The 18,885-nt window shown below is 73.1% G+C and carries 18 protein-coding genes and 1 riboswitch; of the genes, 12 read left to right on the top strand and 6 right to left on the bottom strand.

The window, feature by feature from the left end:
• Nucleotides 1–969 precede the first annotated feature (969 nt).
• Entirely contained in the window at nt 970–1,884 is a 915-nt protein-coding gene (locus tag AB0J55_RS39995) for a DNA recombination protein RmuC (RefSeq protein ID WP_364261291.1), read from the bottom strand.
• Nucleotides 1,885–2,102: 218 nt separating this feature from the next.
• Here AB0J55_RS39995 and AB0J55_RS39990 point away from each other — a divergent pair, with 218 nt between their 5' ends.
• Genes AB0J55_RS39990 through AB0J55_RS39980 form a run of 3 tightly spaced genes read left to right on the top strand, consistent with a single transcriptional unit; the run spans nt 2,103 to nt 6,415 of the window.
• Nucleotides 2,103–3,254 carry an exonuclease SbcCD subunit D gene (locus AB0J55_RS39990; RefSeq protein ID WP_364261288.1) on the top strand — a complete coding sequence of 384 codons (1,152 nt, stop codon included), beginning with the start codon at nt 2,103–2,105 and terminating at the stop codon, nt 3,252–3,254.
• Nucleotides 3,251–6,202, top strand: a complete 2,952-nt coding sequence (locus AB0J55_RS39985) for an SMC family ATPase (protein WP_364261285.1) — start codon at nt 3,251–3,253, stop codon at nt 6,200–6,202. Before AB0J55_RS39990 ends, AB0J55_RS39985 begins: the two co-directional genes overlap by 4 nt.
• A 21-nt stretch (nt 6,203–6,223) precedes the next feature.
• Nucleotides 6,224–6,415 carry a DUF1737 domain-containing protein gene (locus AB0J55_RS39980; RefSeq protein WP_364261283.1) on the top strand — a complete coding sequence of 64 codons (192 nt, stop codon included), beginning with the start codon at nt 6,224–6,226 and terminating at the stop codon, nt 6,413–6,415.
• Here AB0J55_RS39980 and AB0J55_RS39975 read toward each other — a convergent pair.
• A complete protein-coding gene (locus AB0J55_RS39975; protein ID WP_364261280.1) occupies nt 6,341–7,777 on the bottom strand; it encodes an AlkA N-terminal domain-containing protein in 1,437 nt (478 codons plus the stop codon). The two genes, AB0J55_RS39980 and AB0J55_RS39975, sit on opposite strands and share 75 nt — an antisense overlap.
• A 102-nt stretch (nt 7,778–7,879) precedes the next feature.
• Here AB0J55_RS39975 and ychF point away from each other — a divergent pair, with 102 nt between their 5' ends.
• The 4 genes from ychF to AB0J55_RS39955 are packed head-to-tail and all read left to right on the top strand — an operon-like array spanning nt 7,880 to nt 10,397.
• Nucleotides 7,880–8,962 (top strand): redox-regulated ATPase YchF, encoded by a 1,083-nt coding sequence (ychF, locus tag AB0J55_RS39970; protein ID WP_361096063.1) that lies wholly within the window; start codon nt 7,880–7,882, stop codon nt 8,960–8,962.
• Between the two features lie 51 nt (nt 8,963–9,013).
• Nucleotides 9,014–9,604, top strand: coding sequence for a winged helix-turn-helix transcriptional regulator (locus AB0J55_RS39965; protein ID WP_364261276.1), 591 nt, complete (start codon nt 9,014–9,016; stop codon nt 9,602–9,604).
• Nucleotides 9,601–10,068, top strand: coding sequence for a hypothetical protein (locus tag AB0J55_RS39960; protein ID WP_364261273.1), 468 nt, complete (start codon nt 9,601–9,603; stop codon nt 10,066–10,068). The genes AB0J55_RS39965 and AB0J55_RS39960 overlap by 4 nt, the downstream gene beginning before the upstream one ends.
• The gene (locus AB0J55_RS39955) at nt 10,068–10,397 is read left to right on the top strand and encodes a hypothetical protein (RefSeq protein ID WP_364261270.1); all 330 of its coding nucleotides are present in this window, start codon (nt 10,068–10,070) and stop codon (nt 10,395–10,397) included. Before AB0J55_RS39960 ends, AB0J55_RS39955 begins: the two co-directional genes overlap by 1 nt.
• A 362-nt stretch (nt 10,398–10,759) precedes the next feature.
• Here the strand turns inward: AB0J55_RS39955 and AB0J55_RS39950 are convergent, their stop codons facing one another.
• Nucleotides 10,760–11,041 carry a 4a-hydroxytetrahydrobiopterin dehydratase gene (locus tag AB0J55_RS39950; RefSeq protein WP_364261267.1) on the bottom strand — a complete coding sequence of 94 codons (282 nt, stop codon included), beginning with the start codon at nt 11,039–11,041 and terminating at the stop codon, nt 10,760–10,762.
• A gap of 32 nt (nt 11,042–11,073) precedes the next feature.
• Nucleotides 11,074–11,180, top strand: a riboswitch (TPP riboswitch).
• 20 nt (nt 11,181–11,200) lie between these two features.
• Here AB0J55_RS39950 and AB0J55_RS39945 point away from each other — a divergent pair.
• The 5 genes from AB0J55_RS39945 (at nt 11,201) to AB0J55_RS39925 (ending at nt 15,886) form a co-directional block, all read left to right on the top strand.
• Nucleotides 11,201–12,253, top strand: coding sequence for a thiamine ABC transporter substrate-binding protein (locus AB0J55_RS39945; RefSeq protein WP_364261264.1), 1,053 nt, complete (start codon nt 11,201–11,203; stop codon nt 12,251–12,253).
• A complete protein-coding gene (locus tag AB0J55_RS39940) occupies nt 12,229–13,905 on the top strand; it encodes an iron ABC transporter permease (protein ID WP_364261261.1) in 1,677 nt (558 codons plus the stop codon). The genes AB0J55_RS39945 and AB0J55_RS39940 overlap by 25 nt, the downstream gene beginning before the upstream one ends.
• Nucleotides 13,905–14,912: an ABC transporter ATP-binding protein gene (locus AB0J55_RS39935; protein WP_364261258.1), complete on the top strand. Its 1,008-nt coding sequence runs from the start codon at nt 13,905–13,907 to the stop codon at nt 14,910–14,912. Before AB0J55_RS39940 ends, AB0J55_RS39935 begins: the two co-directional genes overlap by 1 nt.
• Before the next feature lie 87 nt (nt 14,913–14,999).
• Complete coding sequence (locus AB0J55_RS39930; RefSeq protein WP_364261255.1) at nt 15,000–15,374, top strand: hypothetical protein; 375 nt, start codon at nt 15,000–15,002, stop codon at nt 15,372–15,374.
• A complete protein-coding gene (locus tag AB0J55_RS39925) occupies nt 15,371–15,886 on the top strand; it encodes a roadblock/LC7 domain-containing protein (protein WP_364261252.1) in 516 nt (171 codons plus the stop codon). Before AB0J55_RS39930 ends, AB0J55_RS39925 begins: the two co-directional genes overlap by 4 nt.
• Nucleotides 15,887–15,888: 2 nt before the next feature.
• On the opposite strand, the gene AB0J55_RS39920 is transcribed toward AB0J55_RS39925, so the two are convergent.
• The 3 genes from AB0J55_RS39920 to AB0J55_RS39910 are packed head-to-tail and all read right to left on the bottom strand — an operon-like array spanning nt 15,889 to nt 18,844.
• Nucleotides 15,889–16,767 carry an ABC transporter permease subunit gene (locus AB0J55_RS39920; RefSeq protein WP_364261249.1) on the bottom strand — a complete coding sequence of 293 codons (879 nt, stop codon included), beginning with the start codon at nt 16,765–16,767 and terminating at the stop codon, nt 15,889–15,891.
• On the bottom strand, nt 16,764–17,750 hold the full coding sequence (locus tag AB0J55_RS39915) for an ABC transporter ATP-binding protein (RefSeq protein ID WP_364261246.1): 987 nt from the start codon (nt 17,748–17,750) through the stop codon (nt 16,764–16,766). The genes AB0J55_RS39920 and AB0J55_RS39915 overlap by 4 nt, the downstream gene beginning before the upstream one ends.
• Nucleotides 17,747–18,844 carry a sigma-E factor regulatory protein RseB domain-containing protein gene (locus tag AB0J55_RS39910; protein WP_364261243.1) on the bottom strand — a complete coding sequence of 366 codons (1,098 nt, stop codon included), beginning with the start codon at nt 18,842–18,844 and terminating at the stop codon, nt 17,747–17,749. Before AB0J55_RS39910 ends, AB0J55_RS39915 begins: the two co-directional genes overlap by 4 nt.
• Nucleotides 18,845–18,885: the final 41 nt, after the last annotated feature.

Raw genomic sequence — 18,885 nt, 5'->3', positions numbered from 1 at the left:
GATCGCGAATCGCGGTCACAAGCGAACACCGTATCTCGTGGTTGTGAAGATCTTGCCAGCACCGCCGCCGACATGGGCCGACAGCCACCCGGGGGGACGATCCCGTGGCGCCCGGTAGCGGCTGGTGAGGGCGGTCGAATCCGGCGGACCGGGCGCGGTTCGCCGGGCGCTCTCGGTTGGCCGCGGTGGTCGGCAAAGGTCGCCACGGCAGGGGAAAGCCGCTGGTCAGGGCCGCGCGCTGTGGTGGTTGTGCTCAGCGGGGCCCGGAGTCGCGTACCGGTGGGACAGCCGACGCCGCGATCGACCGGCGAGCCACCGCGGCTCCGCTGGCTCGGCCCGGACCGCTGTACCCGCGGCCTTGAGCCGACCGCCGCGGCACCGAGCAGGCTGCGGAGCCCTCGCCGCACGGGACGTGCTCGCCCGGCCCCGGCCCCGGCTTCGGCTCCAGGTGGCGCAGCCAACGCCGCGATCGACGGGCGAGACCCCGCGGTTCCGCTGGCTCAGCCCGGACCGCTGCACCCGCGGCCTTGAGCCGACCGCCGCGGCACCGCGCAAGACTGCGGCACCGCGCAGGCTGCGGTGCCCTCGCCGCACGGGACATGCTCGCCCGGCCCCGGCCCCGGCCTAGCTCCGGCTTGGCGCCGCCTGGCCTGGCTCCGGTCCTGGCCCCGGCCTGGCGCCGGCCCGGCCCCGGGCCGACCCTGGCCCCGGCTCAGCCCTGAACTCGGCCTGGCTCGGCCTCGGCCTGGCTCCGGCTCGGCCTCGCCCCGGCTCGGCCCTGGCCCCGGCTCAGCCCTGGCCTCGGCCTGGCTCGGCCCCGGCCTGGCTGCGCCCCAGCCTCGGTCGGCCCTGGCGGGCGGCTCGGCCCCGGCCTGCTCTGGCCCGGCCCCGGCCTGGCTGCGCCCCGGCCTCAGTCGGCCCTCGCGGGCGGCCCGGCTTCGGCCCGGCCTCGACCCCGAATCCCTTCCCTCAGCTCGCCGCCAGCTCATCCCCCTTCCGCACCGCAGGCAGCGCAGCCGGGCTCCCCGATGCCTCGGTCAGCGGTGCCACCGTCGCCCGGAACGTCTCCAGCGCCTCCAGCTCCCGCCGCCGCGCCGACAGGAACCGCTGCAAATGCGTGCTCGACAGGTTCAACGCCTCCACCGCTCCGCCCGCCGCCCGGTGGGCCGCCGCCGCTCCGGCTCGGACCTGCTCCACGTCTGCCTCCAGCGTCCGGTCGCTCGCCGCGAACAGCGCCGCCGAGGCCAGGACTCCGAAGCCCGTCGGGCCGCACAGGAACACCCGGCGGTCGATCAGCCAGCGCAGCAGCTCCGGGTCCGTGTCCAGGGCCGCGACCACCGCCGCGTCCGAGGGGACGAACATGATCGTTCCGTAGATCGCGTCCGCCCAGCGCTGGTAGCCCTTGCCCGCCAGCTCCGCCGCGCGCGAGCGGATCTGGCGCACGTGGGCGCGCAACGCGTCCAGGCGCTCGTCCGGGTCGTCCGTCTCCACCGCCTCGGACCACGTCGCCATGCTCGCCTTCGCGTCCACCGGCACCGTGCGGTCGCCGCCGACGCGCAGCACCATGTCCGGTTTCGCCGAGCCGCCGCCGCCCAGGTCCGTCTGCAGCGTGAAGTGCAGGTCCTCGCGCAGCCCGAGGGCGCGCGCCGTCTCGACCAGGACCTGCTCGCCCAGCTCGCCGCGCCCGCTGATCGAGGCGAACGCGACCTCGTAGCGCCGCAGCGCCAGCTGCTGCTGGTCCGCCTTGGCCCGCTCGGCCGCCACCAGCCGGGCCGCCGCGTCCGCCCGGCGCATCCCGTCCTGGTACAGCCGCCACAACAGCGCGACGGCGAACAGCAGCAGGACGGCCAGCACGATCGCCGCCGTCGTCAGCACTGTCGCCACTTCGCCTCCTCCGTCCGATCTCCGGGCTCGCAGACATCATGGCGGACCTCACCGACAAAAACCGCACCGAACCGTCGCTCTGGGTAGCTGACCTGCGAACACATCGATTCCACACAGGGCGTGTCCGATCTTGCCCGCTCGTGTTAGTACACACGTTCGAGTGAGCCGACGGCGTGCCTGCGCGATTTCGTCGGAGCGGGGTCGTACCGTTGCCCCTCGTGAGATTCCTGCACACCTCCGACTGGCACGTCGGCCGCACGTTCCACGGCGCCGACCTGCTCGCGGAACAGGAAGCGGTGCTCGGGCACCTCGCCGACCTCGTGGCCGGCGAGGCGATCGACGCCGTCCTGGTGGCAGGCGACATCTACGACCGCGCGGTCCCCTCCGCCGAAGCCGTGCGGGTCGCCACGAAAGCCGTCGCCCGGATCCGCGCGGCGGGCGCACAACTGGTCGTCACGCCCGGAAACCACGACTCGGCGCCCCGCCTCGGCGCCTTCGCGGAGTTCGCCGCGGCCGGCGGCCTGCACCTGCGCACCACCGTCGCCGGGCTGGCCGAACCGGTCCTGTTCGAGGACGCCCACGGCCCGGTCGCCGTCTACGGAATCCCTTACCTGGAGCCGGAACCGGCGCGGCACGCCCTCGGCGTGCCGGAGGCGCGCGGCCACACCGGCGTGCTCACCGAGGCCATGCGCCGCATCCGCGCCGACCTCGAAACCCGGCCCGAAGCCCGGTCGGTCGTGCTCGCGCACGCGTTCGTCACCGGCGGCGAACCCACCGACAGCGAACGGACCATCGCGGTCGGCGGGGTCGAGCAGGTGCCGGGCTCGGTCTTCGACGGCGTCGACTACGTCGCCTTGGGCCACCTCCACGGCCCGCAGACGCTCGCCGGGCACCTGCGCTACTCCGGCAGCCCGCTGGCGTACTCGTTTTCCGAAGCGCGCCAACGCAAATCGGTCTGGCTGGTCGACCTGGACGAACACGGCCTGCACGACGTCCGGCGCCACGAACTGCCCGTGCCGAGAGCCCTCGCCACCCTCGAAGGCGACATCGAGGACCTCCTCGCGAACCCGGAACACGACCGCTACCTCGGCCACTTCCTCTCGGTCACGGTCACCGACCGCGTCCGCCCGGTCGACGCGATGCGGCGGCTGCGCGAGCGGTTCCCGTACGCCGTGCACCTGGAATGGGCGCCCGCGGGCGGCCACGCCGGCGTCCCGCTGCGCTACTCCGACGCCGTCCGCGGCCGGTCCGACATCGAGGTCTCGCGCAGTTTCCTCGACGACTGCCGCGGCGCCCCGCCGACCGAGCGCGAAGAGCGGCTCCTGTTCGAGGCCCTGGAGGCGGCCGACCGGGGGGCCCTCGCGAAATGAGGCTGCACAGGCTGGAGGTCGAAGCCTTCGGGCCGTACTGCGCACGCGAGGTCGTCGACTTCGACGTGCTCGGCGCCGACGGTCTCTTCCTCCTGCACGGCGAAACCGGCGCGGGCAAGACGACGCTGCTCGACGCGATCGCGTTCGCGTTGTTCGGCGTGGTCCCGGGCGCGCGCAACGAAGCCAAGCGGCTGCGCTGCGACCTCGCCGAGCCCGACCAGGTCACCGAGGTCGCGCTGGAGCTCACCGTGCAGGGGCACCGGCTGAAGATCGTGCGCAACCCCGAGTACCAGCGGCCGAAGCGCCGCGGCGAGGGCACGACCACCCAGCAGGCGCGGGTGTCGCTGAGCTGGATCGGCACCGCGCCCGCCGGCCTGGCGCCGGAGGGCCTGATCCGGATCGAGGAGGTCGCGCGCACGGTCGAGCGGCTGCTCGGGATGACCGCGGCCCAGTTCTTCCAGGTGGTGCTGCTGCCGCAGGGCGAGTTCGCCCGCTTCCTGCGGTCGGACACCGCCGAGCGCGAGAAGCTCCTGGAACGGCTGTTCGGCACCGAGCGTTTCGCCGACGTCGAACGCTGGTTCGCCGACCTGCGGGCCGAGCGCGGCCGTCAGCTGGAGACCCGGCAGCGGGACGTGCGCGAGCTGCTGGCCCGGTACGCGCAGGAGGCCCAGCAAGAGGTCCCCGATCAGGACGTGCCCGAGTGGGTCGACGCCGTGCTCGCCGAGGCGCAGGAACGAGTCGCGCAGGTGACGGCCGAGGAGGAGCGGGCGCGAGCGGCCGCGCAGCGGGCGGATGCGTACCTGCAGGAAGAACGCGCGGGCGCGGAGAAGATCCGCCGCGTCCGCACCGCACACCTGCGCCTGCTCGAGATCACCGAACAGGCGCCGCAGCGCGCGGAGTGGGCGCAGGAGGTCGCGGCGGCCCGCCGGGCGGCCGGTGTCGCCGTCGAGGCGGACCTGCTGGACCGGCGGGCCGCCGAGCTGACCGAGGCCGAGCAGACGGAGAAGGCCCGAGGCGCCCGGCTGCGGGAGTTCGGCACGCGGGCGACGGGCGACCTCAAGGCGCGTGCCGCCGCCGCGCGCGAGGAGGCAGGCGCGGTCGCGGAGCTGGTCGCCGAGGCCGAGCAGCAGGAGCTGGACGTCATGCGGCGCGACGACCGCAAGCTCGCCGCCGTCACGGCGCAGCAGCAGGCCGAGGCCCTGACCGCCGAGCTGGCCGCGATTCCCGGCCAGCTGGCGAAACTCCGCGCGGACGCCCTCGAAGCGGCCGAAGCCGAAGCGAAGCTCGACGGCGCGAAGGCGAAGGTCGACGAGCTGCGGGCCTTCGCGAAAGACGCGGCCGAGCTGCCCGAGGCCCAGGCGAAGGTCCAGCGGGGCGAAGCGAAACTGCGCGAGGTCGTCGACGCGCACCAGGCGGCCCGGCAGCGGCGGCTCGACCTGCGGGAGCGGCGGCTCGACGGGATGGCGGCCGAGCTGGCCGCCGCGTTGCCCGACGGCACGCCGTGCCCGGTGTGCGGGGCGGCCGAGCACCCGGCGAAGGCGACGCGAGACGTCGAGCAGGTCGACCCGGCCGAGGAACGTGCGGCCGAAGAAGCCGAACAGGCGGCGGACGCGGTGCGGCAGCGGGTCGTCGTCGCGCTGGAAGAGGCGAAGGCCCGGCTGGCCGGGCTGGCCGAACGGCTCGCCGGGCGCACGGCCGGGTCGATCACCGCCGAGCTCGCGGAGGCCCGGGCCACCGTCGCCGCGCTCACCGGGAAGGCGGCCGCGAAGGCGAAGCTGAGCCAGCAGGTCGTCCTGCTGGAGCGCGACCTGGAAGCCCGGACCGAACGCCTCCGCCAGGCCGAACAGGCGGCGATCGAAGCCACCACCGACGTCCGCGCCCTGGAGGAACGGCTGGCCGAGCGCGAGCGACGGCTGGTCGCCGGCCGCGGCGAGTTCGCCGACGTCGGCGCGCGGCGGACGCACCTCCTCAGCCTGGCTGAGGCCCTGGAAGCCGTCGCGGAGGCGCGAACGGCCGTCCTGGGCGCCCGCGAGCGGGTCGCCCAGCAGAAAACGCTGGTCGAGGCCGCAGTGCAGGCGAAGGGGTTCACGTCGCTGAAGAAGGCGCGGGCCGCGATGCTGCCCGACGAGCAGATCGAGAAGCTCGAGCAGGGCATCGCCGAGGCTGAGGCGGCCGCGGCGGGCGCGCGGGCGCTGCTCGCCGAGCCGGACCTGTTCGGGATCTCGCCGGACGACGTCGCGGACGTCGGCCGCGCGGCCGACGCGGCCCAGCTGGCCCGGGCGCGTGCCGATTCCGCGTATGCGGCGCTGCGGGTGGCCACGGCGCAGCACGAGGAGCTGACCCGGCTCGCCGCCCGGCTGCGCGAGACGCTCGCCGGGCTCGCGCCGGCCGAAGCGGAGTACGCCGAGCTGCGGGCGCTCGCCGACGTCGTCAACGGGCGCGGGCAGAACAGCCGCAAGATGTCGCTGCGCTCGTACGTGCTGGCGGCGCGGCTCGAAGAAGTCGCGGTGGCGGCCACGCACCGGCTGCAGACGATGAGCCAGGGCCGGTACTCCTTCGTGCACTCGGACGCGGCCGGGGCGCGCGGCACCCGCGGCGGGCTCGGCATCGACGTCCTGGACGACTACTCGGGCACCATCCGCCCGGCGAAGACGCTCTCCGGCGGCGAGTCCTTCCTCGCCTCGCTGGCCCTCGCGCTGGGGCTGGCCGACGTCGTGGCGGGGGAGACCGGCGGCGCGCTCCTGGACACGCTGTTCGTCGACGAGGGCTTCGGCACGCTGGACGCCGAAACCCTCGACGTCGTGATGAACATCCTCGACGAGCTGCGGGCCGGCGGCCGGGTCGTCGGGCTCGTGTCGCACGTCGAGGAGCTGCGGCAGCGCATCCCGACCCGGCTGCGGGTCCGCAAGGCCCGCACGGGCTCGACGCTGGAGGTGCGCGCCGGCTGAGCGCCCGGCCAAGATGAAGCCATGACCGACCAGCCGCCGAACGGCCTGCCCCGCTACCGCATGCTCACCGGCCCGGACGACGCGAAGTTCTGCCACCGCGTCAGCGAGGCCCTGGAACTCGGCTACCGCCTGTACGGCTCACCGGCGGCGACGTTCGACGGCGACCAGGTCGTCGTCGCCCAGGCCGTGCTTTGGCAAGGAAAACAAGGCTAGGTACCTCCCGGCGTAGGAACACCACGGTGTCCACGCCCGAGCCCGTTCGCCGAGCGTGTCCGGCGCGAGGCCCAGCGCCTCGGCGCCGCGGCGGACCTCGGGGTCGCCGGTGAGCAGGACGTCCGGGGCACCCAGGACGCGCATCAGCACGTGGTCCGCCGTCGACGCGTCGACGTACGCCAGCAGCTCCGCCCGCAGTTCGGCCGCCTCCCGGCCGACGTGGACGTCCAGGCGCCCTTCGGCCAGAGCGGCGGCGACGCCGGTGACGGTCTCGCCGAGCCCGGCCTTCGCGATCTGGGCCGCGGTCGGGAAGAGCCGGGTCACGCCCCACTCGCCCGGCACCTCCTCGCCCAGAGGCACTTCACGCAGCAGGGCGCGAAGCAGCACCTCCTCGCCGTCCACCGCTCCCGGCACCCGGACTCCCGGCATGGCCGCGACCAGCGGAGCCAGAACCGGGTCGCCGCCGAGGACGCGGGTGACGGCCACGGGGTCGGCGTCGAGGTCGAGCAGCCGGCGCACCCGGCTGACGGCGCTGCCGAGGTCGCGCAGGTCGGTGAGCATCAGCTCGCAGCGCACGTGGTCCGGCGACGGCGTCAGGCGCACCACGCCGGTGCCGTGCGCGAGCCGCAGGGTGCGCGCGTAGGACTCCGAAGTGACTTCCTCGACGTCCGGAATCGCGTTGTCCGCGAAGAAGCGAAGCAACCCCGAAGCGTCGAAGGGCGGCCGGAACGGCAGCCGCAGGCTGAGCCGCGTCCCGGTCACGTCGCTCTGCCGTCCCCGTCGTGAAGCAGCGAAGGCGCGAAGCTGCGAAGGCGTCGTCGCGAACACCTCGCGGATCGTCTCGTTGAACTGCCGCACGCTGGAGAAGCCCGCCGCGAAGGCGACGTCCGTCAGCGGCAGCCCGGACATCTCGATGAGCAACCGCGCCGAGTGCGCGCGGTGCGCCCGGGCCAGGGCCAGCGGGCCCGCGCCCAGCTCGGCGGTGAGCACCCGGCCGAGCTGGCGTTCCGAGTAGCCGAGCCGCCGGGCGAGGCCGGGGACGCCTTCGCGCTCGACGGTCCCGTCGGAGATCAGGCGCATCGCCCGCGCGGCCAGGTCGGCGCGCACGTTCCAGTCCGGCGAGCCGGGGACCGCGTCCGGCAGGCAGCGCCGGCAGGCGCGGAAGCCGTTGGCCTGCGCGGCCGCCGACGTCGGGAAGAAGCGGACGTTCTGCACCTTCGGCGTCGACGCCGGGCACGACGGGCGGCAGTAGATCCCGGTGGTGCGGACGGCCATGATGAACTGGCCGTCGAAGCGCGAGTCGCGGGCGGTGACCACGCGGTAGCAGCGTTCGGCGTCGCGCCAGAGGGTTTCGGTGACCATTGCTCCGAGCATGCCAGCAGGTCAGCGCCGTCGCTGGCGGAAATCCGCCACGGCGTTGGGTGCGTGGGGCGGGACCGGGGCCGCCACGTAGACTGCGGGGTCGTGAGCCTCACCCTCGGTATCGTCGGCCTGCCCAACGTCGGCAAGTCCACCCTGTTCAACGCGCTGACCCGCAACGACGTGCTCGCCGCGAACTACCCGTTCGCGACGATCGAGCCGAACGTCGGGGTCGTGCCGCTGCCGGACCCCCGGCTGGACAAGCTGGCCGAGCTGTACAAGTCGGAGAAGACGGTGCCGGCCGTGGTGTCCTTTGTGGACATCGCGGGCATCGTGAAGGGCGCGTCCGAGGGCGCCGGGCTGGGCAACAAGTTCCTGGCGAACATCCGTGAGGCCAACGCGATCTGCCAGGTCATCCGCGTGTTCGACGACCCCGACGTGGTGCACGTCGACGGCCGGATCGACCCGTCGAGCGACATCGAGACGATCAACACCGAGCTGATCCTCGCCGACCTGCAGACCCTCGACAAGGCCCTGCCGCGGCTGGAGAAGGAAGCGCGGACGAAGAAGGAGAACAAGCCCGCGCTCGACAACGCCCAGAAGGCGAAGGAAATCCTCGACGCCGGCCGCACGCTGTTCCAGGCGCAGAAGGAAGTCGACTTCGACGCGCTGCGCGAGCTGAGCCTGCTGACGACGAAGCCGTTCCTGTACGTCTTCAATGCGGACGAATCGGTGCTGACCGACGACGCCCGCCGCGAGGAGCTGACGAAGCTGGTCGCGCCGGCGGACGCGGTGTTCCTCGACGCGAAGGTCGAGGCGGAGCTGCTGGAGCTGGACGACGAGGAGTCGGTCCGCGAGCTGCTCGAGTCGGTGGGCCAGCCGGAGCCGGGCCTCTATTCGCTGGCCCGCGCGGGCTTCCACACGCTCGGCCTGCAGACGTACCTGACGGCGGGCCCGAAGGAATCCCGCGCGTGGACGATCCCGCAGGGCGCCACGGCCCCCCAGGCGGCGGGCGTCATCCACACGGACTTCGAGCGCGGCTTCATCAAGGCGGAGATCGTCTCGTACGACGACCTGATGGAGGCGGGCTCGATGGCGGCGGCGAGGGCCGCGGGCAAGGTCCGCATGGAGGGCAAGGACTACGTCATGGCCGACGGCGACGTGGTCGAGTTCCGCTTCAACGTGTAACGGTCAACTACTGATTGTTGTTTTCATTGGGCGCAGGATATACTGCGTCCAATGAAAGCTTCGCCGAGTCTCCTGCCGCTCCTGCGTTCGCGCATGCAGGGTGAGCTGCTCGCGATCCTCCTGCTGCACCCGGAGCGCGAGTACAGCATCACCGAGCTCGCCGAAGCCTGCGGAGTCTCGCCGACGGCCGTCCTGCGGGAGGTCGAACGGCTCGTCGAGGGCGGCATCCTGGAAGACCGGCGGGTCGGGCGGAGCCGGCTCGTCAAGGCCCGGACCGACACCCCGCTCTACCGGCCGCTGAGCGAGCTCATGGCGGTCACCTTCGGGCCGCTGCCGCTGCTTGCCGAGGCCCTTTCCGGTCTGCAGGGCGTGCGCGAGGCCTACATCTACGGGTCATGGGCTGCGCGCTACCTCGGTGAACCGGGGCCGCCGCCCGGGGACGTCGACGTCCTCGTCGTCGGCTCGCCCGATCCGGACACGCTCTTCGACCTGGCCGAGGACGTGTCGCGGCGGCTGGGCCGCGAGGTCAGCGTCCACCGGATCTCGCCCGAGTCGTGGGCGGCCAGCAGCACGGACCCGTTCGTCACCAGCGTGCGTGAGCGTCCGCTGGCCCCGTTGCTCCTCGACCAGGAGGCCCGATGACCCGGTGGAACCAGGGGCGCGCCACGGTCGACGCGCTCATCGCCCGCGGCTCCCTCGAACGCGTCCCGGCGTCGCGGGAGGCCGCGGAGGCGGAGATCGCCAGGGCCCGCACGCACGTCGCTTCGGCGCGGCAGCTGCTGGGCTCGGATCCGGAAGGCGCCTACACGCTGGCGTACGACGGCGCGCGCCGCGCGTTGGCGGCCGTCCTCCAGAACCAAGGTCTGCGCGCGACGAGCCGGGGTGGCCACATCGCCGTCTACGAAGCGGTTCTCGCGCAGCTCGATCCGCCGCTGGGGCCGCTGCTGCGTCCCTTCAACCGGATGCGGATCCGGCGCAACGAAGTCGCCTACCGGTCGTCCGAGGCGCCTTCGGTGACCGCCGCGGACGTGACGGCCGATGTGGCGAAGGTCGAGGACCTGATCGGGGTCGCCGAGAAGACGATCCCGAACATGTCGCGGTACTGATGGCGCCCCGCCCGCTGACCGCCACCGAGCGGACGACGCTGGACACGCTGCTCGCGAAGGACTTCCCAGGTGCCGCGGAACTGCGGGCGCAGGCCGCCACCGCCCGGGTGACCGGGCGGTGCGGCTGCGGGTGCCCGAGCATCAACCTGCAGGTCGACCGGACGCTGCCGGTCGCGGCGGTCGCCGACGACCCGGTCGCGATCGAAGCCGACGCACCCGGCGGCGGGCTCATCGTGTTCGTCGACGACGGCCGGTTGTCGTGCCTCGAGTACTGGACGACGGCCGACGAGCCGCCCGCCGAGTTCCCGCCGCCCGGGCGGATCCGCTAGCCGAGCAGGCCCAGCAGGGCGATCGCGATCAGCACCACCGCGGGGGCGAGGGCGTTGATCCAGGCGCGCTGAGCGGCGGTGGGGGCGGTGTTCATGGGCGTTCCCTACGGGCGAACCGAATGCTTCCGCAGGAACCTCGCGCCGATCATGCCCCGCGTTAGCGGCTGTGATCGAACTCTCAGCCGTCCAGGTGACGGCGGTGGCGGGCGGTGAACCAGAGCACCCCGCCGGCCGCCGCCACCATCGTCGCGAACGCCGCCGTGCCGACCACGATTGCCTGAGTCATCTGTGTCTCCCTCCCGAAGGTTGCGGTAACCGGGAGACGCCGGAGCGGCTTCATGGTGCACTCAGCGTAGCCAGGATCACAGCACCGCGTCGATCTGTTCGGCCAGGTCGAAGTCCTTCGCCGTCAGGCCGCCCGCCGAGTGCGTGGAGAGCCGGAACGTCAGCGTCCGCCAGCGGATGTCGATGTCCGGGTGGTGGTCGGCGGCCTCGGCGAGCTCCGCCACCCGGTTCACCACCTCGATCGCCCGGGGGAAGCTTTCCAGCTCCACCTCGCGGGAGATCACCGCGCCGGTGCGGACCCAGCCTGCGCGGAAGCCCAGCCGCCGGTCGGCCTCGGAGTCGCTCAAGATTTCCGTCATGTCTCCATCGTCCTGCGTCCTGGACTACGCTGCACGGTTGCCACGGGAGTCCGGTGAGCCGGGCTGAGAGGCGGGTCACCCGCGACCGTTCGCACCTGACCGGATCATGCCGGCGAAGGGAGGGCTGCCCTCCTCGTCCGGCGAAGTGCAGGAGGGTAGATGAAACGCAGGGCTGTGCGCGCCGCGACGGCCATCGCCGCCGTCAGTGCCGTCGCCGCGGCGTGCTCGCTGTCGGACGGGTCCGGTGGCACGCAGCAGACGCCCACCGTCACCCTCGTGACGCACGATTCCTTCCTGGCGCCGCAGGAGGTGCTCGACGCCTTCCAGAAGCAGTCGGGCATCAAGATCTCCGTGCTCAAGCAGGGTGACGCCGGCTCGCTGACCAACAAGCTCGTGCTGACGAAGGCCAACCCGATCGGCGACGTCGCGTACGGCGTCGACTCCACCTTCGCCTCGCGCGCGCTCAGCGAGGGCGTCTTCGAGCCCTACACCAGCCCGGAGGCCGACCGCGGGCCGCAGCGCTACGCCGTCGACCCGGAACACCGGCTGTCCGCGGTCGACGTCGGCGACGTCTGCGTCAACGTCGACACGAACTACTTCACCGCCAAGGGGATCCCGGCGCCGTCGACCTACGACGACCTGGCCGACCCGAAGTACAAGGACCTGCTGGTCGCCGAGGACCCCGCCACGGCGTCGCCCGGCCTGGCGTTCCTGCTCGGGACCATCGCCAAGTACGGCGAATCCGGCTGGAAGGACTACTGGGCGAAGCTGAAGGCCAACGGCGTCAAGGTGGTCAGCGGCTGGGAAGAGGCCTACACCAAGCAGTTCTCCGGCTCGTCCGGCAAGGGCCCGCGGCCGATCGTCGTCTCGTACGCGTCGTCGCCCGCCGCCGAGGTCGGCGACGACGGCAAGCCGCGCACCAAGGCGCTGCTCGACACCTGCTACCGGCAGGTCGAGTACGCCGGCGTGCTGGCGAACGGCAAGCAGGCCGACAACGCGCACAAGGTCGTCGACTTCCTGCTCTCCCAGCAGTTCCAGGCGACGGTCGCCGCCAACATGTACGTCTACCCGGCCCGCCAGGGCGTCGACCTGCCCGCGGGCTGGGCGCAGGTCGCGCCGCTGCCGCAGAAGCCGCAGACGCTGCCCGCGGACCAGGTGCAGGCGGGCCGCGAGAAGTGGATCGGCGAATGGCGCACGCTCGTGCAGCAGTGACCTCCGGGGGCTCCGCCACCCGGAGCCCCCGGACAGCGGCAGTGGCCCCGCCCCGGACGTCCCGCGGGTTCGGCTTGGCGCTGCTCGGGCTCGCCCCCATCGGGTTCCTGGTGGTGTTCTTCGCCTGGCCGGTCGTCGCGATCGTCGGCCGCGGGTTCGCCGACGGCGGCCTCGACGTCGTGCTCGGTGATCCACGGACCTGGCAGCTGGCCGCGTTCACCCTCGGCAGCGCGGCCGCGTCGACGGCCGTCGCGGTGCTGGCCGGGCTGCCGGTGGCGTTCCTGCTGGCCCGGGTGCGGCTGCCCGGCGTCGGCCTGGTGCGGACGCTGGTGCTGGTGCCGTTCGTCCTGCCGACCGTGGTCGTCGGGCTGGCGTTCCGCGCGCTGTGGCCGGACGGCGGCGTGCTGCCGATCGTGCTGGCCAACGCGTTCTTCAACGTCGCCGTCGTCGCGCGGACCGTCGCCGGGCTGTGGGCGCGGCTGGACGCGCGGACGACCGATGCCGCCCGCGCGCTCGGTGCCTCGCCGTGGCGGGCCTTCCGGTCGGTGACGCTGCCCGCGCTGGCTCCCGCGATCGCGTCCGCCGCGGCCGTCGTGTTCCTGTTCTGCGCCACCAGTTTCGGGGTCGTCCTCATCCTCGGCGGGGCCCGGTACCGGACCCTGGAAACCGAGATCTACCTGCGGACCGTCGACCTGCTGGACCTTTCCGGGGCGGCGGCGCTGTCGCTGATCCAGTTCGCGGCCGTGGTCGCCGCGCTGGTGCTCGGCGGGCTGGCGCGGCGGCGGAAGGAGGGCGCCCGGACCGGCTCGGGCCCGGCGCGGCGCCCCCGGGGTGGCGAGTGGTGGGTCGTCGGTGCCGCGGGTGTCGTGCTGGCCACGCTGGTGACGCCGATCGTCGCGCTGCTCGCCGAGTCCCTGTCCACAGAGGACGGATGGAGCTTCGCCGGGTACCGCGCCCTCACGAGCACCGGTGAGAAGGGGGCGCTGCAGGTGTCCGGCTGGGACGCCGCGCTGAACTCGCTGAAGGTGGCGATCGACGCGACCCTGCTCGCGATGGTCGTCGGCGTGCTCGCGTCCGTCGTCCTGGTGGCGTTGCGGCGCTCGCCGGCCAGAGCCGCGCGCGGGCTGGGCGAGACGATGGACGCCGTGCTGATGCTGCCGCTCGGGGTCTCGGCGGTCACCGTCGGGTTCGGCTACCTCGTCACGCTCGACGCGCTGCCCGGCGACCTCCGGACCTCGCCGTACCTGGTGCCGCTGGCCCAGGCGCTGGTGATCATCCCGTTGATCGTCCGGATGGTGCTGCCGGTGCTGCGCTCGGTCGACGTCCGGCTGCGGCAGGCCGCGTCGACGCTCGGCGCGAGCCCGCTGCGCGTCTGGCGTGAGATCGACCTGCCGCTCACCCTGCGACCGCTGGTCGCCGCGGCCGGGTTCGGGTTCGTCGTGGCGCTGGGCGAGTTCGGCGCGACGAGCTTCCTCGCCCGCCCGGCCGCGCCGACGCTGCCGGTCGCCGTCGCGACGCTGATGGCACGCCCGGGCGAGCTGAACAACCAGATGGCGTACGCGGCGTGCGCGCTGCTGATGCTCGTGACGGTGCTGGCCGTCGCGCTGATCGACCGGCTCGGGGCCGCCCGCGGCCGGGTGGGGGAGTTCTGATGGCGCTGTCGGTGCGGGACCTGACCGTCCGCTACGGATCGTTCACCGCGGTGCGGGACGTCCGGCTGGACATCGCCGACGGCGAGGTGCTGGCCCTGCTCGGCCCGTCGGGCTCGGGCAAGTCGACGCTGCTGCGCGCGATCACCGGCCTCGAGCCGTCGGCGCGCGGTGCGGTGAGCTGGGACGGCGAGGACCTCGGCGCGGTGCCGGTGCACCGGCGCGGCTTCGGGCTGGTGTTCCAGGACGGCCAGCTGTTCGCCCATCGCGACGTCGCCGCGAACATCGCGTTCGGCCTGCGGATGCACGGCGTCCCGCGCGGCGACTGGGCGCCGCGGGTCGCCGAGCTGCTGGCGCTGGTCGGCCTGTCCGGGTTCGAGAAGAGGCGGGTGACCGAGCTGTCCGGCGGCCAGGCGCAGCGGGTCGCGCTGGCCCGCGCGCTGGCGCCGGAGCCGCGGCTGCTGCTGCTCGACGAGCCACTGTCCGGTTTGGACGCCGGACTGCGCGAACAGCTGGCCATCGACCTGGCCGACCTGTTGCGCCGCAGCAAGATCACGACGCTGCTGGTCACGCACGACCAGGAGGAGGCGTTCACCCTCGCGGACCGGGTCGCGGTGCTCGACACCGGCGAGATCCGGCAGGAGGGCGCGGTCCGGCGCGTGTGGCGCAACCCGGCCGACGACGACGTGGCCCGCTTCCTCGGCGTGACGACGTTCGCCGACGGCGTCGCCGCGGGCGGGCAGGTGCGCACTGCGCTGGGAGACGTCACGCTGCCGGACGCCGGCGACGGCCCGGTGCGGCTGGGGCTGCGGCCCCACGCGCTCCGGGTGGCCGCCGAAGGTACTCCCGGTGAGGTCGTGGCGGCGGTGCACCGGCGGGCGCACGTGCGGCTGGTGGTCCGGCTGGAAAACTCCACTGTGGACGCGGTGGCCCCGGCCACGGCGGACCTGCGCGCCGGGGACGCGGTGCGGCTGGCGTTCGACGCGGACGGTGTCGCGCTGGTGGGCTGAAAGCGCTTTTTTACTCCGAACGGGGCCTGTTCTCTTCCTGATCGCGGCCTAGAGTGGCCGGACGCTGATCAACGAGGAGCCCTCTGGATGAACATCGACACGGCGCTGAAAGAAGCGATGACGATTGCCGGCGCGGTGGGCGCCGCGGTGGTCGACTACGACAGCGGGATGTCGCTGGGCTCGCTGGGCGGTGGTGACTGGCTGGACCTGGACGTCGCCGCCGCGGGCAACACCGAGGTCGTCCGCTCGAAGCTGCGGGTGATGGCCGCGTTGCAGCTCAACGACGACATCGAGGACATCCTGATCACCCTGCGCCGCCAGTACCACGTGATCCGGCTGATGGATCCGTCCAAACGGGACACATCGACGCTGTTCCTGTACCTCGTGCTGGACCGGGACCGGGCGAACCTGGCCATGGCGCGGCTGCAGCTCAAGCGCATCGAAGCCGATCTGGTCGTATGAGCGAAGCTCACGCGGAACGTGCCGCGCTGCCCAAACGCGGGAGCACGCCGGTCTGGCCGGACGCGCGGCGGGTGGCGTCGGCGGTTTCCCCCGAGGATGCGGCCAGGACGAGCGCGGCGCTGCGGGACATCCGCGGCCGGATCGACTGGAAGAACGTCAAGGGACTGCTGGCGGCCAGCCGGGACGGGCTGCTGCTGTGCAGCGACACCCGCGACATCGAGGACGACAGCGTGGCCGCGATGGCGGCCTCCGCGGTGGGCCTGGCCGTCCAGTTCACCGGCCGGGCCGGAGTCGGTGCGCCGCGGGCGGCCATCTTCGAAGGCGCGGACGGCCACGTCGGCGTTTTCCCCACGAAGGAGGGCATCCTGCTGGTCGTGCTCGGCGAGCGGGACACCACCATGGGCCTGTTCAACGTCGCCGCGAGGCAGGCGTTGTCCCTGTTCCAGGAAGCAGTCGCCGACCGGCGGGTGCGCAGTGTCCGTGACATCGCACCCGCCGACGGGAACCGCTGATCTCAACCGTCCCGGGTGGACAGCCGGGCGTACGCCAGCGAAAGCCCGATCACGATGTAGCAGACGGCCCGGAGGGCTCCTTCGCCGAGCAGCTGCGTGCCCATCGGGTCCTGCAGCACCTCCGCCGGCGCCACCGACCAGTTCTGCGTCAGCAGGAACGGGTGCAGCCAGTCCAGTGAGGACAGGAACCCGAGGATGGTGAACACGATGTCCGCCGCCAGCACGGACGCCACCACCAGCATCGGGTGCTCGGTCCAGCTGGACAGCGCCAGCGCCACCGCGCCGACCGCCCACATCTGGAGCACCACCCAGCCCGCCACCAGCAGGATCCGCGCCAGCGCGCCACCCAGCGACAACGTCGTGCCCGACAGCGTGAACAGCGAATCCGTGCCGTTGATGATCAGCCCGGTCACCACGCCCGTCACGCACATCGCCAGCACCGCGGCCACCGACACGGTCGCGACGCCGAACGCCTTCACCGCCAGCAGCCGGCCCCGGCCGACCGGCGCGATCAGCCAGCCGCGCAGCGTGCCGTGCGCGGTCTCGCCCGCGATCGCGTCCGCACCCGCCATGGCCGAGGCCAGCGGGAGCAGCAGCGCCAGCGACATCACGATCGCCGCGATGGGCAGCACGAACGCGTTGTTGACCGCGGACGCCAGCAGCGCCCCGCCGCCGTTGTCCGGGCCGCCGCCGTTGTCCGTCGGGTCGTTGACCAGCGTCAGGCCGATCCCGATCACCACCGGGATCAGCGCGAGCAGGCCGAGGACGGCCAGCGTCCGCGGCCGCCGGAAGATCCAGCGCAGCTCCGCGGCCAGCAGCCGGGGCAGCGGCACCGTGTCGTGGCCCGTGCGGGCCGCCGGTGCTTCGAGAACCGCCGTCATTCCGATCCCTCCCCGGTGGATTCGGTCAGCCGCGCGAACAGGTCTTCCAGGCCGGTGCGCGCCCGCGTCGCCTCGTGGACCGCGACCCCCGCGCCCACCAGGACCTGCAGCACCCGCGGCGCTTCCGCCGCGGTGAGGTCGGCCCGGACGCCGTCCGGCGTGAGCCGGGCCCCGATCCGGTGCTCCCGCAGCACTTCCATCGCCTGTTCCGCGTCCGGCGTGCGGACCAGCAGGGCCGCGTTCCCGGACTCCAGCAGCTCCGCCAGCTCGCCCTGCGCGACGACGTTCCCGCTCTGCAGCACGGCCACGTGCGTGCAGGTCGCTTCGACCTCGGCCAGCAGGTGCGACGACACCAGCACGGTGACGCCCTCGGCGTGCAGCTCGGCGACGATCCTGCGGATCTCCCTGGTACCCGCAGGGTCGAGGCCGTTGGTCGGCTCGTCGAGCACGACCATCTTCCGCGGCACCAGCAACGCCGAAGCGAGCCCGAGCCGCTGCTTCATGCCGAGCGAGTACCCCTTGTACCGCCGTCGCGCGGCCCCGGTCAGCCCGACGCGCTCCAGCGCGGAGTCCACAGCGGACGGAATCCCGGCCGAGGACAGCCGCGGTTCCGCCGCGGCGAAGCGCAGCAGGTTGTCGCGCCCGGACAGGAACGGGTGGAAACCCGGCCCCTCGACCAGCGCGCCGACGTCCGGCAGCGCGTGCGCGGCCGCGTCCGGCATCGGGCGGCCGAGCAGCTCGACCTCGCCCTCGGTCGGCCGGACCAGGCCGAGCAGCATCCGGATGGTCGTCGTCTTGCCCGAGCCGTTCGGCCCGAGCATCCCGACCACCGCCCCCTGCGGGATGTCGAGGTCGACGTGGTCCACCGCGACTGTGCTGCCGTACACCTTGCGCAGGCCCCGGGTGCGCGCGGCGAGCGGGACCGCCGGGGCGGACGCCTCCGAAGAGACATCCGCCCCGGACTGGACAGCCGTGCTGGTCACTTCTGGCCCAGCGCTTCGTACAGGACCTGCTCCGGCACCGCACCGGCGGCGAACCGGCCGTCGTCGGTCAGCACCGCGGTGCCCACCTTCGTGGTGACGAGGTAGCCGCTGCCCCAGGTGCCGCTGACCTTCTTGGCGAACCGCTCGAGCAGCGCCTTCGGGTCGGCGTTGCGGCCGTCACGGCCTTCGCGGCCGGACTGCTTCGGCGTCGCGTTCAGCGCGTCCGCCGGGACCTTGCCGGTGACGACGGTGTCCCAGCCGTCGCCGACGATCTTGACGTCCTGCTTGGCCTGCTCGGCGAGGTCCTTGTGCTGCTGGTCGATCGTCGGCGTCTTCTCCTGCACCTTCGCGCCCTTCGGCGGGGTGAAGGTGAACAGGTCGGCCGGCTGCTGGGTGAACTCGATCTCGGTGAACGCGACCTGCAGCGCCGGCGTCGCCGTGCCGTTGCTCAGCACCGACACCCGCAGCGGCATCCGCGTCTGTGAATCGACCGCCACGCGGATCTCGCGCAGCAGCGTCCGCTCGGTCGGCTTCGGCGTCAGCACCAGCTCGTAGGCCGGCCGGTCGGCGACGGTCGCCGTGCCGTCGACGGACACCGTGCTGCTCTCGCGGACCTTCGCCAGCAGCTCCGTCGAAGCGGTCAGCGGGTCGGGCGTCTTGTCGCTGCCCGCGCCCTTCTGCTTGGCGACGTCGGCCGGGATGGTCACCTTGGTCGCGGTGTTGGTCTTGGAGCTGTAGTCCCAGACGGTGGTGCCGTCGTGGACCACGGTCTGCTGGCTGGCCCCCTGCGTGACGGCGAGCCGGCTCTTGCCCGCGCCGTCGCTGAAGATGTGCGCCGAGTCCATGTTCAGCGCCGACGCACCGGGCACCGCGTTCCCCACCGCGGGCAGGCCCAGGTCGTTGCTGACCTTCACCGTGCCGTCGAACGCCCCCGGCTTCGCCTTGACCACCGACTGCACCAGGTCCTCGGCGCTCACCTGCGGCAGCGCCGGCTTGTCGTCGGCACTGGCCGGCATCGCGACGAACGCGAGCCCGCCGGCGCCGAGCGCCGTGCCGAGCACCGCGGCGGTGATGCCCTTCGTCTTCGGTTTCATGCGTCTCTCCCTGTGGTGTTCCCGGGCTCGAGTGTGCCCGG

Origin of the sequence: Amycolatopsis sp. NPDC049688, assembly GCF_040674975.1 — a bacterium.
Classification (GTDB): Bacteria; Actinomycetota; Actinomycetes; order Mycobacteriales; family Pseudonocardiaceae; genus Amycolatopsis.
Note: the sequence above shows the minus strand (reverse complement) of the source record. Positions and strands in the feature narration are given on the sequence as shown.